Source organism: Georgenia sp. G2120 (genome assembly GCF_055326485.1).
Genome location: NZ_JBUZNL010000010.1, coordinates 33,115 through 48,810 on the forward strand (window position 1 = coordinate 33,115; position 15,696 = coordinate 48,810).

The window sequence follows — 15,696 nt, forward strand, 5'->3', positions numbered from 1 at the left end:
CGGTCATGCCCCTCTCGTGGCGGCGTGGATGAGGATCATCGTGACGGCGAAGCCGCACACGTAGTTGATGACGAGGAAGCGCCGCCAGCCCCGGTTCGTCCGCGGGGACCCGGAGTCGGGGACGCCGACGTACGGGAGCGCGGTGACGATGTAGGGCACCGCGACGAGCGCTCCCAGGGGGCCCGGCCACGGGACGGCGAGCATGAGCAGCCCGGCCGCGGTCCACAGGCCCACCGAGACCCGCACGGTCCAGCGGGCACCGAGCACGGTGGCGATCGACGACAGGCCCCCGGCGCGGTCGGGGACGACGTCCTGCACCGCCCCGAAGGCGTGGGCAGCTGCTCCCCAGAGGTAGAACGCGACGAGCACGAGGACCAGGGGCGGCGAGAACCCGTTCCCGGCCATGACCGCGCCGTAGACGGCGGGCCCGGTGAAGTGGGCGCTGGAGGTCGCCGAGTCGAGGAACGGGATCTCCTTGAACCGCAGCCCGGGCGCCGAGTAGGCGACGACGGCGAGGAGGACGAGACCGAGGACGAGCCACGACACCGGGTCCCCGAGGAGGACGAGGACGACGACGAACGGCACGACGGCGACGGCCACCGCGACCAGGACCGCGCGGTGCCGGGCAGGCACGAGCAGGGCGCCCTCGACTCCGCCCTTGCGCGGGTTGAGGAGGTCGGAGGCGTGGTCGAACACGTCGTTGATGCCGTACATCGCGAGGTTGTAGGGCACGAGGAAGAACAGGGACCCGACGACGAGGACGGCGTCGACCCGGCCGCCGCTCAGGAGGTAGGCGGCCGCGAACGGGTAGGCGGTGTTGATCCAGCTGACCGGACGGGACGTGACGAGGAGCGTCCGGCCGAGCGAGCGGCGCCCACGCGTACCGTGCCCGGCACCGGTGGTCGACGGGGTCCCGGGGCGGGCCTGCGGCCGGCTCATCGGTCCTCCTCGGCGTCACGGCGAGCGTCGCGGCGTGGCGCGAGCAGCAGCCACACCCCCGGCAGCAGGACGAGGGCGCCGAGCGGGTAGGCGAGGTCCTCCACCGGGATGCGTCCCAGCCGCACGCCGGTCAGGCCGTCCCAGTCGTAGTCGAACAGCCCGGCGGCGACCATGAGGTTGTCGAACACGACCGTGAGGACCGCGAGGAGCGCCGCGGTGACGAGGGCCGGCAGCCACCACGCGCGGACGAGCGCCCGTGCCCGCCCCGAGCGCAGCAGGCCCGCGGCGAGGACGAGGGCCGAGAGCGGCAGGAAGATCGCGCAGAGGACGAGGTAGGTCACGACGGTCCCCCGTCCCCCGACCGCGGCGCGGGGCGTCGCGTCCGTCCGAGCGCGCGGCCCGCTGCCATGAGCAGGACCATCGTCAGGTAGCTGAGGAAGACGAGGAACACGATCTCCTCGATCGGCATGTGCGGGGCCAGGAGCAGACCCGTGGCGAACCGCGAGTCGAGGTGCCGGAACAGTCCGGTGGCGATGCCGGCGGCGTCCCAGGCCAGGAGGTAGGCGGTGCCGACGAGGACGACGACTGCGGCACGACCCGGGGCGTGCCAGAGGAAGAGGCGGTGCCGCGCGTCGATCGTCGCCATGCCGGCCGTCGAGACCAGCAGCGCGGTCAGGTAGGCCCAGCTCATCGTGGACCTCCCGCGTGGACGTCCGGGCCCGGGGATGCCGTGACCGGCTCGCGGGCACCGGAACTGTCCCCGGCCCCAGGCATGACCGGCGCACCTCGGGCGGGCTCGGGCAGCGGGCCGGCCGTCCGGTCACCGCGCACGTGCTTGAGCACGAGCTCGGCGCTGATGAGGCACATGGGGACTCCGATCCCGGGCACCGACGTGGCGCCGGCGGTGACGAGGCCGGCGACGCGTCTCGAGGCGGTGCGTCCACGGAGGAACGCGCTCTGCCGGAGCGTGTGGGCAGGGCCCAGCGCACCTCCCCGGAAGGACGAGAAGTCCCGTTCGAAGTCGCGCGGCCCCACGGTGCGACGGACGACCACCCGCTCGGCGAGATCGGGGATGCCCGCCCACCGCGCGACCTGTTCGATGGCCGCGTCGGCGATCCGCTCGACGCGCTCGTCGCCGGAGCCGTCGATCCCGCCCGAACCGATGCCCGTCCGCGCCGGCACCGGGACGAGCACGAAGAGGTTCTCGTGCCCGTCCGGGGCGGCGGAGGGGTCGGTGGCGCTCGGCCGGCAGACGTAGAGGGACGGCGGCTCGGGCACCTGGGCGTCCGGGCCGAAGATCTGCTCGAACCCCGCGCGCCAGTCCTCGGCCAGCAGGAGGGTGTGGTGCTCGAGCCGCGGCAGGTCACCCGTGACACCGAGCATGACGAGCACGGCGCCCGGCCCCGGGTCGAGCCGCCGCCAGTGGCGCCGCGAGCGGTCCCGGCTGCCCGGCACGAGCAGCTCGGTCTCGGTGTGGTGCAGGTCCGCGGTGGAGACGACGAGGTCCGCGCCCTGGCGGTGCTCGCCGTCACCGGAGGCGTCCCGCCACCGCACGCCCGTCGCCCGGCCGTCGCGGGTCTCGATCCGCGTGACGTCCGCGCCCGTGATCAGGGTCGCCCCGTGCGCGCGGGCGAGCCGCTGGATCGAGTCGACGACGGCGGAGAACCCTCCGCGCGGATGGAACACCCCGTCGGCAAGGTCCATGTGGCTCATGAGGTGGTACATCGCCGGTGCCGTGAACGGCGACGCGCCGAGGAACACCGCCGGGTAGTCGAGGACGCGGTGCAGCCGGGAGTCGCTCACCGCGCGGCCCGCGTGGCGGTGCATCGAGGTGGTGAGCAGCCGCGCGAGGGTGGGCAGGCGTCGCAGGACCGGCCGGGACAGCAGCGTGCGCACGTCCCGGAACGGGTTGTAGAGGAACGCGTCGACGGCGGTGGCGTAGGTCTGCTCGGCCGACTCGAGGTACCGGGTGATGCGGGCGCCCGCGCCCGGCTCGACCCGCTCGAACGACGCGGCCGTCGCCTCCCGGTCCGAACGGACGACGAGCTCGTCGACGGGCTTCCCGGGCGGCGGCTCGAAGAGCACGCGGTAGGCCGGGTCGAGCCGGACGAGGTCGTACTGCTCCGCCGTCGTCGTGCCGAGCAGCCGGAAGAAGTGCTCGAACACCTCGGGCATGAGGTACCAGGACGGGCCGGTGTCGAACACGAACCCGGCGCTCTCCCACCGACCGGCCCGCCCGCCGAGCACGTCGTGCCGCTCGAGGAGGGTGACGTCGTGCCCCTCGTGGGCGAGTAGCGCGGCGGACGCGAGGCCGCTGATTCCCCCGCCCACCACCGCCACGCGCAGGGGGCGTGCGGGGCTCGCCGCCCGACCGGCGTCGGCCGCCGTCACGCCGTGCGCTCCGTGGCGCGCATCGCCCCGACGAGGATCCGCACCTTCGTCGGGCCCGGGACCCGGACCCGGCGCTCGACGACGAGCGCGGCCGGGGTCCGCTCGATCCGTCGGTTGAGCTCGGCGAACAGGCGCAGGGCGGCGGTCACGGCCGGCCGGGCGCCCGCGGGCAGCTCGGGCAGGGTGCTCCGCGCCGCCGACAGGTCGAGCCGGACGGCCGCGGTGATCTCGGCCTTGCGCTCGTCGTCGAGTCTGCCCCCGGGCAGGTCCGGGAAGTAGGTGCGGCCGAGCTCGCGCTGGTCCTCGGCCAGGTCCCGCAGGAAGTTGATCCGCTGGAACGCCGCGCCGAGCCGGCGTGCGCCGTGCTCGAGGCGGGCTCGGCGGTCCGGCGAGGTGTCCTCGCCGCCGAGGAAGATCCGCAGGCACATGAGCCCGATGACCTCCGCCGAGCCGTAGACGTACTCGTCGATCATCTCCTGGGTGAAGGCGACGGGCGTGAGGTCGGCCCGCATGGAGGCGAAGAACGGCCCCGTGAGGTCCTGCCCGATGCCGAACCGGCCGGCGGTGGTGGCGAAGCTGTGCACGACCGGGTTGGCGCTGTAGCCCACGGCGCAGGCACGCCGGACGTCGTCCTCGAGCCGGTCGAGCACCTCGCCCCGGGCCGCGGCGTCGAGACCGGCGGCGTGGGCGGGTCCGTCGACGATCTCGTCGGCGACCCGCACGATCCCGTAGACGTTGGCGATGTGGGGACGCATCTCCCGGGCGAGCAGGAGGCTGGCCAGGCCGAACGAGGTCGAGTACTCGTGCAGCACGACCCGGGAGACCTTCGCCGAGGCGCGGTCGTACCGGTCGAGGGCGGCGGACGCGCTCATGCCGCACGCTCCGCGCACCGGGCGAGCACGTCGAGGAGCAGTCGTTCGAGGTCCGCGTCGAACCCGGCCTCCTCGATGTGTCGGCGCACGGCGTCGCACTCGGCGCGCACCGTGCGTTCGACCTCGGCCAGCGCGCCGGAGTCCCGGATGACGGCGCGCAGCTCCTCGGCGCCGGCGTCGGTCAGGGTGGGCGACCCGAACAGGTGCGCGACCTGCGTCCACCCCGGCGAGGTCCGGGCGACCGAGACGAGCAGCGTCTGCTTGCCCTCGCGCAGGTCGCCATGGACCGACTTCCCGGTGAGCTCGGGGTCGCCGTACACACCCAGGACGTCGTCCCGCAGCTGGTAGACGACCCCCAGGCCCCGGCCGATCCGGTCGAGCGCGGCGGCGGTGTGGTGGTCGGTGCCGGCGAGGACCGCGGCGGCCACGAGCGGCGCCTGGAAGGAGTAGCGGGCGGTCTTCAGCTCGGTCGTGCGCAGCACGCGTCCGGCGTCGGACTCCTCGGAACCGAGGCCGAACCACGCGTCGGCGTGCTCGCCGGCCGCCGCGTCGACGATCGCCTCGTCGAGGAGCTCGACCAGCCTGCGCCGCGTGGTGGTGTCGACGTCGCAGGTGGCGACGAGGCGCTGGGCGGTGGCAAGCAGCAGGTCCCCTGCGATGATGCCGGAGGCGGCGCCGAAGGCGTCGGCGGCGCCCCGGGCGGTGCCGAGGCGTGCAGCTCGGGCAGCGGCGCGGCCGGAGACGTTCGGTTCGCCCCGGCGGACCGTGTCGTTGTCGATGACGTCGTCGTGGGCGAGGAGCGCGTTGTGCAGGAGCTCGAGCGCGCAGGCCACGTCGAGCGCGGCGTCGGCCTGCCGGTCCCCGCGGGACAGGCTGCGCCACACGGCCAGCAGGAGGCGGGAGCGCAGCCGCTTGCCGCCGAGCACGAGTCCGGCGAGGTGATCGACGAGGTCCCTGAACGCGTGGTGGTGCCGGGCGGCACGTGTGCGCAGCTCGTCGGTCACCTCCCGCAGACGTCCGTCGAGCTCGCTCTCGTCGGTGGCACGCGCGGAGAGCGTGGGGACACGCTGTGCGATCTGCGTCATCGGTCGATCCCGTCCGCATCAGGTCGGCCCCCGGTCGGCTCGTGCTGTCGGCCGTGGTCGGACTCGTCGGGTCGGCCCCCGGTCGGCTCGTCGTGCCCGGTACCGTCCGGCCCGTCCGCGGAGCGCTGTGCCAGGTCGGCGAGGAACCGCGTGACCACGCGTCGCTCGGCAGAGCTCAGGCGCGCGGCGGCCGCGAACCTGCCGGCGTGCTGGACGCCGACATGCCCCCGCGCGCTCTGCTGCGTGCTCGGGGTGACGGTGAGTGCGACACCCCGGCGGTCGCTGGGGTGCGCGGAACGGACGACGTGGCCGCCGGTCTGGAGCCGGTCGAGCATCTTCGTCACCGCCGCGCTGGTGAGCCCGAGGTACTCGGCCACCATCGCCGGGGTGACGACCGCGCCGATCCGGGCGCCGCCCATGACGAGTCGGAGCGCCTGCATGTCCCGCTCGGAGAGCTCCATGTAGTCGCTCGACGCCTTCGAAGCTCGCGCCTCCTCGGCCTTCCACGCCTGGAGCGCGCGCATGACGTCGGCGATCTCCGCCAGGTCGTCGTCGCTCAGTCCGGCCCGATCGAGGAGCTCCCCGTCGGGATCCATCGACGCGTGGTCGTGGAAGGAGGTGACGATGCGCTGCACCGGGTCGGAGTACACACGAACATACTAACCAGGTTAGTTACTTACGCAAGACGCGACTTCCTGCTCGTGGCGCGTCGCGCACCGGCGGACCCCGCCGGGTCGACGGCTACATGCCCACCGACGCCATGAGCGCGCCGAGCTCGGGGCCGGCGATGACGCGGGTGCGCCCGGGGCGCAGGTCGCCGAGCACGATCGAGCCGATGCGCGTGCGCAGCAGGCGGGTGACCGGGTGGCCGACCTGCTCGAACATGCGGCGCACGATGTGGTTGCGGCCCTCGTGCAGGGCGATCTCGACGAGGGTCGCGTCGGGCGCCGTGTCCTTGATCGTCACCTCGGACGGGCGGACGAACCCGTCCTCGAGCTCGAGGCCCTCGCGCAGCTGGGTGGAGACGGCCTTGGAGATCCGTCCCTCGACGGTCGCGAGGTAGGTCTTGGGCACCTCGTAGGACGGGTGCGTGAGCCGGTGGCCGAGCTCCCCGTCGTTCGTCAGCAGGAGCAGCCCCTCGGAGTCGGCGTCGAGCCGGCCCACGTGGAAGAGCCGCTCGGAACGGCCCTCGACGTACTGGGCGAGCGAGGGGCGGCCGTCCGGGTCGTCCATCGTCGAGACGACGCCGCGCGGCTTGTTGAGGGCGAGGGTGAGGGCGCTCTCGTCGAGCTGGACGCGGGATCCGTCGACGTGGATGACGGCGGTGGCCGGGTCGACGCGCGTGCCGAGCTCCCGCACGACCTGGCCGTCCACGCTCACCCGGCCGGCCACGATGAGCTCCTCGGAGGCGCGCCGCGAGGCGACGCCCGCCCCGGCGAGCACCTTCTGGAGTCGGACGCCCTCGGGCGTGTGCGGGTCGGTCATGACGCTCCCTCGGTCGGGTCGACGCCGTCGGCGCCGAGGTCGGGCAGGTAGGGCGCGAGCGGCGGCAGCTCGTCGAGCGAGCTCAGCCCCATCCGCTCGAGGAACGCGGTCGTGGTGCGGAACGTCATGGCGCCGCCCTCCTCGGCGGGGCCGGCCTCGGCCACGAGGCCGCGGGCGAGCAGGGTGCGGACGACGCCGTCGACGTTGACGCCGCGCACCGCCGCCACGCGGCCACGCGTGACCGGCTGGCGGTAGGCGATGACGGCGAGCGTCTCGAGGGAGGCCTGGGTGAGGCGCGCGGTCTGGCCGTCGACGACGAACCGCCCGACGACGTCGGCGACCGCGGGCGAGGAGTAGATCCGCCACCCGCCGCCGACCTCACGGAGCTCGAAGCCCCGGCGCCGCCCGCCGCGCTCGCCGCGGTACTCGGCCGCCAGCTCGCCGAGGGCCTCGGTGACGAGCTCGGTGGGCACCCCGAGCACACCGGCGAGGTCGAGCGCGGGCACCGGGTCGTCGACGATCATGAGGACGCCTTCGATCGCGGCGTGCAGCTCGTCCGTCCCGGGGCGCGCATGCACCTCGTCGAGGGTGTCCTGCGTGGGCTCGCCGCTCCCCGGCTCGTCGGTGGCGGGCACGCCGGGGCGGCCCTCGTCGGGTTCCGCGGTCACGATGCGCTCCTCGGGTCGTCTCGTTCGTCGTCGTCGCCGTCCGGCGCCGTGTCGCCACCCCGGTCCACCGCGGGCTCCGGGGCCGGCCCCGGTTCCTCGTCCGCCGCGTCCGGTCCGGTCTCCGGCCCGCCCACCTCGGTGGGGTCCCCGACGACGACGTCGCCCTGCTCCGGGCCCGTCCATCGCACGGACAGCTCGGCCAGCGCCTCGGCCTGCTCGAACCCGACGGCACCCTGCCGGAACAGCTCGAGCAGGGCGAGGAAGCGGGAGACGACGTGGCCGGTCGTGGGCGCGTCGGCGACGAGCTGCCGGAAGGTGACGGTGCGCCCGCGCCGGAGCCGGTCGACGAGGATCGCGGCCTGGCCCGGGACCGGCACGAGCGGGTCGTGCAGGTGGTCGACCCCGACGCCGGGGGGCGCGGGCCGACCTGCCTCGGCCGCGGCGGCGAGCCGGACGAGGTCGTCCGGCCCCACCGACCAGACGAGCTCGGGCAGCAGGGCGGCGAGGTGCGGCTCGAGCGGGACGGACCGCGGCCAGGAACGGGCCCCGCGCTCCCACGCCTCGGCGAGGTCCTCCGAGACCGACTTGTAGGCGCGGTACTGCAGCAGCCGCGCGAACAGCAGGTCCCGGGCCTCGAGCAGCGCGAGGTCCTCGGCATCCTCGACCTCGCCGCGCGGCAGGAGCCGGGCCGCCTTGAGGTCGAGCAGCGTGGCCGCGACGACGACGAACTCGCTCGCCTCGTCGAGGTCCCAGACGTCGGCGGCCGCGAGGTAGGAGATGAACTCGTCGGTGACCGTCGCGAGCGCGACCTCGGTGACGTCGAGGCGGTGCTTGGCGATCAGTGAGAGCAGGAGGTCGAACGGGCCCGAGAAGTTGTCGAGGACGATCGAGAAGCCGCCCTCGGCCGCCAGCGCCGCCTCCTCGGCGCTGAGCGCGGGCACCTGCGCGGCCTCCTCAGGACTCGGCGCGGGTACCTGCGCCGCCTCCTCGGAGCTCAGCGCGGGCTCCGCGGGGTCGGCCCCCGTCGTCGGCGCCCCGTCCGCGGTGGGACGGGTGCCCGCTGCAGGGCCGGTCGGCGCGGTGTCAGGCCGCATCGCCGCGGGCGACGAGCTCGCGGGCGAGGCGCCGGTAGGCGTCCGCCCCCGGGTGCGTGGGTGCGTAGCTCGTGATCGGCTCCGCGGCCACGGAGGCGTCGGGGAACTTGACGGTGCGCGAGATGACGGTGCGGAACACGCGGTCGCCGAAGGCCTCCCGCACGCGGTCGAGGACCTCGCGCGAGTGGAGGGTGCGCAGGTCGACCATGGTGGCGAGGATGCCGTCGATGCGGAGCCGCGGGTTGAGCCGGTCGGTCACCTTCTCGATCGTCTCGACGAGCAGGGCCACGCCGCGCAGCGCGAAGAACTCCGCCTCGAGCGGGATGAGCACGCCGTGGGCGGCCGTCAGCGCGTTGACCGTGAGCAGGCCGAGGGAGGGCTGGCAGTCGATGATGATGACGTCGTAGTCGTCGAGCACCGGGGCGAGCACCCGGGCGAGGGCCTGCTCACGGGCCACCTCGCCGACGAGCTGCACCTCCGCCGCCGAGAGGTCGATGTTCGCGGGCAGGACGTCGAGGTTCGCCACGGGGCTCGTGAGGATGGCCGAGCGGACGTCGGGCCGACGCTCCATGATGAGCTGGTAGACGGTGCGGTCGAGCTCGTTGGCGTTGATGCCGAGCCCGGCGGACGCGGCGCCCTGCGGGTCGAAGTCGACGATGAGCACCTTGCGGCCGTACTCGGCCAGGGCGGCGCCGAGGTTGATCGTCGTCGTCGTCTTGCCGACCCCGCCCTTCTGGTTGCACATGGCGATGACCCGGGCCGGGCCGTGGCTCGGCAACGGGGCCGGTACCGGGTAGTCCTCGTCGCCCCAGGAGATCGGCGCGGCCGGTTCGGTCCCGGCGGCGTCGAGGGTCGGCTGCTCGCTGCTCATCGGCTCAAGGTTAGTCGAGGTCCCGGGCCCGCTGCGTCCCCGCCGTTCAGACGCCCGTCACCGACCGGTTGCGGACCGTCCGGTCACGAGCGGCGCGCCTCCCGGTAGCGACGGATGAGCTCGCTGGTGGAGGAGTCGTGCGCGTCGGCGGCGGGGCCCTCCTCGGCGGTGAGCTCCTCGCCGATCCGGGTGGCGAGCACCTTGCCGAGCTCCACGCCCCACTGGTCGAACGAGTTGATCCCCCACACCACGCCCTGGACGAACACCTCGTGCTCGTAGAGGGCCACGAGCTGGCCGAGGACCGACGGGGTGAGGCGCGGCGCGAGGATCGTCGTCGTCGGCCGGTTGCCGGGGAAAGTCTTGTGCGCAACGAGCTCCTCGGGCACGCCGTCGGCGCGCACCTCGTCGGCGGTCTTGCCGAACGCGAGGGCCTCGGACTGCGCGAACAGGTTCGCCGTCAGGAGATCGTGGTGGAGCGCGACCTCCTCGTGCGCGGGCCGCACGAACCCGATCATGTCCGCGGGGACGAGCTCGGTGCCCTGGTGGATGAGCTGGTAGAAGGCGTGCTGGCCGTTGGTCCCGGGCTCGCCCCACACGATCGGCCCGGTCGCCACCTCCACCGGCTCCCCCTCGCGGGTCACGCGCTTGCCGTTGGACTCCATGTCGAGCTGCTGGAGGTAGGCCGCGAACCGGCCGAGGTCCTGCGCGTAGGGCAGCACGGCGGAGGTCGTGGCGCCGAGGAGGTTCCGGTTCCACACCTTGATCATCGCGAGCAGCGCGGGAACGTTCTCGGCGAACGGGGCGGTGCGGAAGTGCTCGTCGACCGTGTGGAACCCGTCGAGCATCTCGCGGTACGCCTCGGGGCCGATGGCGATCATGACGGAGAGCCCGACGGCGGACGTGAACGAGTACCGTCCGCCGACCCAGTCCCAGAAGCCGAACATGTTGTCCGTGTCGATGCCGAACTCGGCGACCCGCTCGGCGTTGGTCGACACCGCGACGAAGTGCTTGGCGACGGCGGCCTCGTCCCCGAGCACGTCGACGAGCCACGTCCGGGCCGACCGCGCGTTGGTCAGGGTCTCGATCGTGCCGAAGGTCTTCGACGCGACGACGACGAGCGTCTCCTCGGGGTCGATACCCGTGAGGGCGGCGGTCAGGTCGTCGCCGTCGACGTTGGAGACGTACCGGACGTCGATCCGCGGGTCCGCGTAGGCCGCGAGGGCGCGGTGCGCCATCGCCGGCCCGAGGTCCGAGCCGCCGATCCCGATGTTGATCACCGTGGTGATGGCCTTGCCCGTGTGCCCGGTCCATTCGCCCGAGCGCACCTTCTCCGCGAAGACTGCCATGCGGTCGAGCACCTCGTGGACGTCGGCCACGACGTCCTGTCCGTCGACCACGAGCTCGGCGTCCCGCGGCAGGCGCAGCGCCGTGTGGAGCACGGCCCGGTCCTCGGCGGTGTTGATGTGCTCGCCGGCGTACATCGCGGCGGTACGCCCCGCGAGGTCGACCTCCTCCGCGAGCGCGCCGAGCAGCTCGAGCGTGCGCGGGGTGACGCGGTTCTTCGAGTAGTCCACGTAGAGGTCGCCGACCTCGGCCGTCAGGGTCCTGCCCCGGTCCGGCGCCTGGGCGAAGAGCTCGCGCAGGTGGGTCTGCCCGATCTCGCCGTGGTGCGCGGCGAGTGCCTGCCAGGCGGGCGTGTCCGGGACGTGCGCGGTCATGGTCTCCTCCGAGCGTCGACAACGATGCCCCCATCGTGGCCCACTTCACGGCCGACGTGCCAGCCGGTCCGCGGCATGGGCGGACGCGGCCGCAGCAGCGCGGGCACGTGGGCGCCCACCCGTCCGGTCCACCCCACCGACGCGTGCGGCTCAGCCTCTGCGGGGTGCACGGGCGCGCGGGTGGCTCGTCGCGTAGACCTCCCGCAGGGCCTGGACGGTGACCTGCGTGTAGATCTGGGTGGTCGTCACGCTCGCGTGCCCGAGCAGCTCCTGCACCACGCGGACGTCGGCGCCCCCGGCGAGCAGGTGCGTGGCGAACGAGTGCCGCAGCGTGTGCGGCGAGAGGTGGTCGACCGCCAGGCCCGCACGCTCCCCCGCGGCACGGAGCACGGCCCACGCGCTCTGGCGCGAGAGCGGGCGGCCGAGCGTGTTGAGGAACAGGTGCGCCGTCCCCCGGCCCTTCGAGGCGAGCGCGGGCCGGCCGCGGACGAGGTACGCGCCGACGGCGTCGGCCGCGGGGCCGCCGAGCGGCACGACCCGCTCCTTGCGGCCCTTGCCGAACAGGCGCACGGCGTGGTCGGCCAGGTCCACGTCGTCGACCGCGAGCCCGACCGCCTCCGAGATGCGGGCGCCCGTGCCGTAGAGGACCTCGACGAGCGCGGCGTCCCGCACGCCCAGGGGCTCCTCGGCGGCGCCGGCGGCGGCGATGATCGCCTCGACCTCGCTCACCCCGATGGCTTTCGGCAGGCGGCGGCCCTGGGCGGGCGGCCGGACCCGGGCGGCGACGTCGTCGGCGACGAGACCCTCCGCGAGGGCGAACCGGTGCCAGCCCCGGGCGGCGGTGACCGCCCGGGCGGCGGAGGACGCGGCGAGCGGTCGCCCGCCGTCGGAGCCGTCCGCGAGCACCGCGGCGAAGGCCGCGACGTCGTCGACCGTGACGTCGGCGAGGCGGGCGCGCCCGAGGGCGCGCAGGTGGCCGGTGTAGCGGGTGAGGTCGCGCCGGTACGCGGCGACGGTGTGCGCGGACAGACCCCGCTCGACGGCGACGTGCGCGAGGTACTGCTCGAGCGCGTCGTCGAGCGCGTCGCGGGTCATGGGCGCGGAGCCGGGGACGGGGTCGGCGAGGCCGGCGGGAGCGCAGGGACCACGACCGGCCGGACCGGACCTGCGGCCCGGGACCGGCCCGCGGTCGTCACGGGACGAACGGGTCGATCGCGACGGCGAGGAAGAGCACCGACAGGTAGGTGATCGAGCCGTGGAAGACGGTCATGGCCTGCTTCCGCCCCCGGCGCGGGTCGCCCGCCAGCCGGACGAGCTGCGCGCACTGGAGCAGGAACCAGCCGCCCGAGAGCACGGCGGCGACGGCGTAGAACCAGCCGGTCGACGCGACCGGGATCAGCGCGAGCGAGGTGGCCACGGTGAGTACCGCGTAGACGAGCCCGTGCGTGGCGACGGTCGGGGCGCCCTTGACGGCGCCGAGCATCGGCACCCCGGCGCGCTGGTAGTCCTTGGTGAACTTCATCGACAGCGGCCAGTAGTGCGGCGGCGTCCAGAAGAAGACGATGAGGAAGAGGACGAGCGCCGGCCAGTCGAGGGAGCCGGTGACGACCGACCAGCCGATGACGACCGGCATGCAGCCGGCCACCCCGCCCCACACGATGTTCTGGCTCGTACGGCGCTTGAGGATCATCGTGTAGAAGACGACGTAGAGCAGGATCGCGGCCAGCGTGAGCGCCGACGCGACGAGGTTGGCCAGCAGCGCGAACCACGCGACCGAGACCACGCCGAGGACGGACGCAAAGACCAGCGCGTCGCGCGGGCGGATCTCGCCGGTGACGAGCGGACGCTCACGGGTCCGGTTCATCACCGCATCGATGTCCCTGTCGAGGACCATGTTGAACGCGTTGGCGGAGCCCGCGGCGATCGCCCCGCCCACGAGCGCGACGATGACCTTCCACCACCCGGGCCAACCGTCGGCGGCGAGGACCATCGTGGGCAGCGTGGTGACGAGCAGCAGCTCGATGATCCGGGGCTTCGTCAGCGCGACGTAGGCGGCGAGCCGCGACCGGCGTCGGCCCGGGTGCAGCGGTCCGGGGTGCGACGCGGCGCCGTGGGCGCCCGCGGCTCCGGCCCGGCCGGCGGCGGTGCGGTCGGCGGCTCCGGTGGCCCGCGCGTCGTCGGGACGTGCGTCCGCTCCCTCGGGACGCTCGACCGCGCCGTCCGCCGCGGTCGCGGCCTCCGGGCTGCTCACCAGGTCGCGCTCGTGCACGCGCACCGCCTCTCTGCCTGTCCCGCTCCCCCCAGGAGCGCAGAGGATCGGCGCGTGGAGGACGGGTCCGGCCAGTCTACCGGTCGCACTCCCCCGGCCCCGGCGGCACCCTGGAGGCACGTGCCACTCCCCGGGCAGCGCACTAGGCTGGACGGAGATCCGCCGCGCCCATGTGCGCACCCCGACGAACTGGAGGACACGTGAACGACCACGCACCGGTGCTCGACGAGCTCGACCGCAAGGCGGTGGACACCGCCCGGCTGCTCGCCCTCGACGCCGTCCAGAAGACGGGCAACGGTCACCCCGGGACCGCGATGTCCCTCGCCCCGCTCGCCTACCTCCTCTACCAGAAGGTCATGCGGCACGACCCGAAGGACAGCCGCTGGATCGGCCGCGACCGGTTCGTGCTCTCCGCCGGTCACTCCTCGCTCACCCAGTACGTCCAGCTCTACCTCGGCGGGTGGGGCCTCGAGCTCGAGGACATCCAGTCGCTGCGCACGTGGGGCTCGAAGACCCCCGGGCACCCGGAGTACCACCACACCGACGGCGTCGAGGTGACCACGGGCCCGCTCGGTCAGGGCCTGGCGAACGCCGTGGGCATGGCGATGGCGAGCCGTCGTGAGCGCGGCCTGTTCGACCCGGACGCCGCCGCCGGCACCTCGCCGTTCGACCACCACGTCTACGTCATCGCCTCCGACGGCGACATGCAGGAGGGCGTGACCTCCGAGGCGAGCTCGCTCGCCGGCACGCAGAAGCTCGGCAACCTCGTCGTGTTCTGGGACGACAACGAGATCTCGATCGAGGACGACACGTCGATCGCGTTCTCCGAGGACACCGTCTCCCGCTACGAGGCCTACGGCTGGCACGTCCAGGTCGTCGACTTCACCAAGGGCGGCACGGGGTACGAGGAGGACGTCGACGCCCTGAACGCCGCGATCGAGGCGGCGAAGGCGGAGACCGAGCGCCCGTCGTTCATCGCGCTCAAGACCGTCATCGGCTGGCCGGCGCCGACCCTCCAGGGCACGGGCACCGCGCACGGCGCCGCGCTCGGCCAGGAGGAGGTCGCGGGCACCAAGAAGGTCCTCGGCTTCGACCCCGAGGAGCACTTCGCGGTGGCCGACGAGGTCATCGAGCGCACGCGCACGCAGGCCGCCGAGCGAGCGTCCGCGGCGCGCGCCACGTGGGAGAAGAGCTACGACGCGTGGCGGACCGCAGCCCCCGAGCGCGCCGCCCTGCTCGACCGCCTCGTGGCCAAGGAGCTCCCCGAGGGGTGGACCGACGCCCTGCCCGAGTTCGAGGCCGGCAAGGCCGTCTCGACCCGCAAGGCGTCGGGCCAGGTCCTCACCGCGCTCGCGCCCGTCCTGCCCGAGCTGTGGGGCGGCTCGGCCGACCTCGCGGGCTCGAACAACACGACGATGGAGGGCGAGCCGTCGTTCCTGCCCGCGGAGCGCGCGTCGAAGAAGTTCCCCGGCGACAAGTACGGCCGCACGCTGCACTTCGGCATCCGCGAGCACGCGATGGGGTCGATCCTCAACGGCATCTCCGCCTCGAGCGTCACCCGTCCCTACGGCGGCACGTTCCTCGTGTTCTCCGACTACATGCGTGCCGCGGTGCGCGTCGCCTCGATCATGGGCACGCCGTCGATCTACGTGTGGACGCACGACTCCGTCGGCGTCGGCGAGGACGGCCCGACCCACCAGCCGATCGAGCACCTGACGGCCCTGCGCGCGATCCCCGACCTGGACGTCGTCCGACCGGCCGACGCCGCCGAGACCGCCGCCGCGTGGCGGGGCATCCTCGAGCGGACCGACCGCCCGGTCGGCCTCGTCCTGTCCCGCCAGAACCTGCCCAACCCGGAGCGCGGCGGCGACACCGGCCTCACGTCCGCCGAGGGCGTGCTCCGCGGTGGCTACGTGCTCGCCGACAGCCCCACGGGCTCCGTCGACGTCCTGCTCGTCGCCACGGGCTCCGAGGTGCAGCTGGCCCTCGCCGCGCGCGAGACGCTGCAGGCCGAGGGCGTCGGGGCGCGCGTCGTGTCGATGCCGAGCGTCGAGTGGTTCGCCGACCAGGACGAGGCGTACCGCGAGGATGTGCTGCCCGCCGGCGTCCGCGCCCGCGTGAGCGTCGAGGCGGGCCTCGCCATGCCGTGGCGCGGCATCGTCGGCGACGCCGGCAGGTCCGTGTCGATCGAGGGCTACGGCGCCTCGGCGGCCGGCGACGTCGTCATGGAGAAGCTCGGTATCACGGCGGACGCCGTCGTGGCCGCCGCGAAGGAATCGATCGAGGCCGCCTCGGCCTGACCAC

Annotated in this window: 15 protein-coding genes; 1 reads left to right on the forward strand and 14 read right to left on the reverse strand. The window is 73.9% G+C overall.

Features of this window, described 5'->3' with window-relative positions:
- Positions 1–3 precede the first annotated feature (3 nt).
- The 14 genes from ACZLMO_RS11695 to ACZLMO_RS11760 form a co-directional block, all read right to left on the reverse strand.
- Positions 4–939 carry a prenyltransferase gene (locus ACZLMO_RS11695; protein ID WP_425714146.1) on the reverse strand — a complete coding sequence of 312 codons (936 nt, stop codon included), beginning with the start codon at positions 937–939 and terminating at the stop codon, positions 4–6.
- Complete coding sequence (locus ACZLMO_RS11700) at positions 936–1,280, reverse strand: lycopene cyclase domain-containing protein (RefSeq protein ID WP_425714147.1); 345 nt, start codon at positions 1,278–1,280, stop codon at positions 936–938. The genes ACZLMO_RS11695 and ACZLMO_RS11700 overlap by 4 nt, the downstream gene beginning before the upstream one ends.
- Entirely contained in the window at positions 1,277–1,630 is a 354-nt protein-coding gene (locus ACZLMO_RS11705) for a lycopene cyclase domain-containing protein (protein ID WP_425714148.1), read from the reverse strand. Before ACZLMO_RS11705 ends, ACZLMO_RS11700 begins: the two co-directional genes overlap by 4 nt.
- Positions 1,627–3,330, reverse strand: coding sequence for a phytoene desaturase family protein (crtI, locus tag ACZLMO_RS11710; protein ID WP_463653849.1), 1,704 nt, complete (start codon positions 3,328–3,330; stop codon positions 1,627–1,629). Before crtI ends, ACZLMO_RS11705 begins: the two co-directional genes overlap by 4 nt.
- A complete protein-coding gene (locus tag ACZLMO_RS11715) occupies positions 3,327–4,202 on the reverse strand; it encodes a phytoene/squalene synthase family protein (RefSeq protein WP_463653850.1) in 876 nt (291 codons plus the stop codon). The genes crtI and ACZLMO_RS11715 overlap by 4 nt, the downstream gene beginning before the upstream one ends.
- Entirely contained in the window at positions 4,199–5,287 is a 1,089-nt protein-coding gene (locus ACZLMO_RS11720; protein WP_463653851.1) for a polyprenyl synthetase family protein, read from the reverse strand. Before ACZLMO_RS11720 ends, ACZLMO_RS11715 begins: the two co-directional genes overlap by 4 nt.
- Positions 5,284–5,937: a MarR family winged helix-turn-helix transcriptional regulator gene (locus ACZLMO_RS11725; protein ID WP_425714152.1), complete on the reverse strand. Its 654-nt coding sequence runs from the start codon at positions 5,935–5,937 to the stop codon at positions 5,284–5,286. The genes ACZLMO_RS11720 and ACZLMO_RS11725 overlap by 4 nt, the downstream gene beginning before the upstream one ends.
- Before the next feature lie 91 nt (positions 5,938–6,028).
- A complete protein-coding gene (locus tag ACZLMO_RS11730) occupies positions 6,029–6,772 on the reverse strand; it encodes a pseudouridine synthase (protein ID WP_463653852.1) in 744 nt (247 codons plus the stop codon).
- Positions 6,769–7,440 carry an SMC-Scp complex subunit ScpB gene (gene scpB / locus ACZLMO_RS11735; protein WP_463653853.1) on the reverse strand — a complete coding sequence of 224 codons (672 nt, stop codon included), beginning with the start codon at positions 7,438–7,440 and terminating at the stop codon, positions 6,769–6,771. Before scpB ends, ACZLMO_RS11730 begins: the two co-directional genes overlap by 4 nt.
- Positions 7,437–8,534 carry a segregation and condensation protein A gene (locus tag ACZLMO_RS11740; protein ID WP_463653854.1) on the reverse strand — a complete coding sequence of 366 codons (1,098 nt, stop codon included), beginning with the start codon at positions 8,532–8,534 and terminating at the stop codon, positions 7,437–7,439. Before ACZLMO_RS11740 ends, scpB begins: the two co-directional genes overlap by 4 nt.
- A complete protein-coding gene (locus ACZLMO_RS11745) occupies positions 8,524–9,405 on the reverse strand; it encodes a ParA family protein (RefSeq protein ID WP_425714156.1) in 882 nt (293 codons plus the stop codon). Before ACZLMO_RS11745 ends, ACZLMO_RS11740 begins: the two co-directional genes overlap by 11 nt.
- Before the next feature lie 83 nt (positions 9,406–9,488).
- Positions 9,489–11,123, reverse strand: coding sequence for a glucose-6-phosphate isomerase (gene pgi / locus ACZLMO_RS11750; protein ID WP_463653855.1), 1,635 nt, complete (start codon positions 11,121–11,123; stop codon positions 9,489–9,491).
- A 150-nt stretch (positions 11,124–11,273) separates the two neighbouring features.
- Complete coding sequence (locus ACZLMO_RS11755; RefSeq protein ID WP_463653856.1) at positions 11,274–12,218, reverse strand: site-specific tyrosine recombinase XerD; 945 nt, start codon at positions 12,216–12,218, stop codon at positions 11,274–11,276.
- Between the two features lie 97 nt (positions 12,219–12,315).
- Complete coding sequence (locus ACZLMO_RS11760; RefSeq protein ID WP_425714239.1) at positions 12,316–13,209, reverse strand: heme o synthase; 894 nt, start codon at positions 13,207–13,209, stop codon at positions 12,316–12,318.
- Positions 13,210–13,562: 353 nt separating this feature from the next.
- On the opposite strand from ACZLMO_RS11760, the gene tkt reads away from it, so the two are divergent.
- Entirely contained in the window at positions 13,563–15,692 is a 2,130-nt protein-coding gene (gene tkt / locus ACZLMO_RS11765; RefSeq protein ID WP_463653857.1) for a transketolase, read from the forward strand.
- The last annotated feature ends 4 nt before the right edge of the window (positions 15,693–15,696 follow it).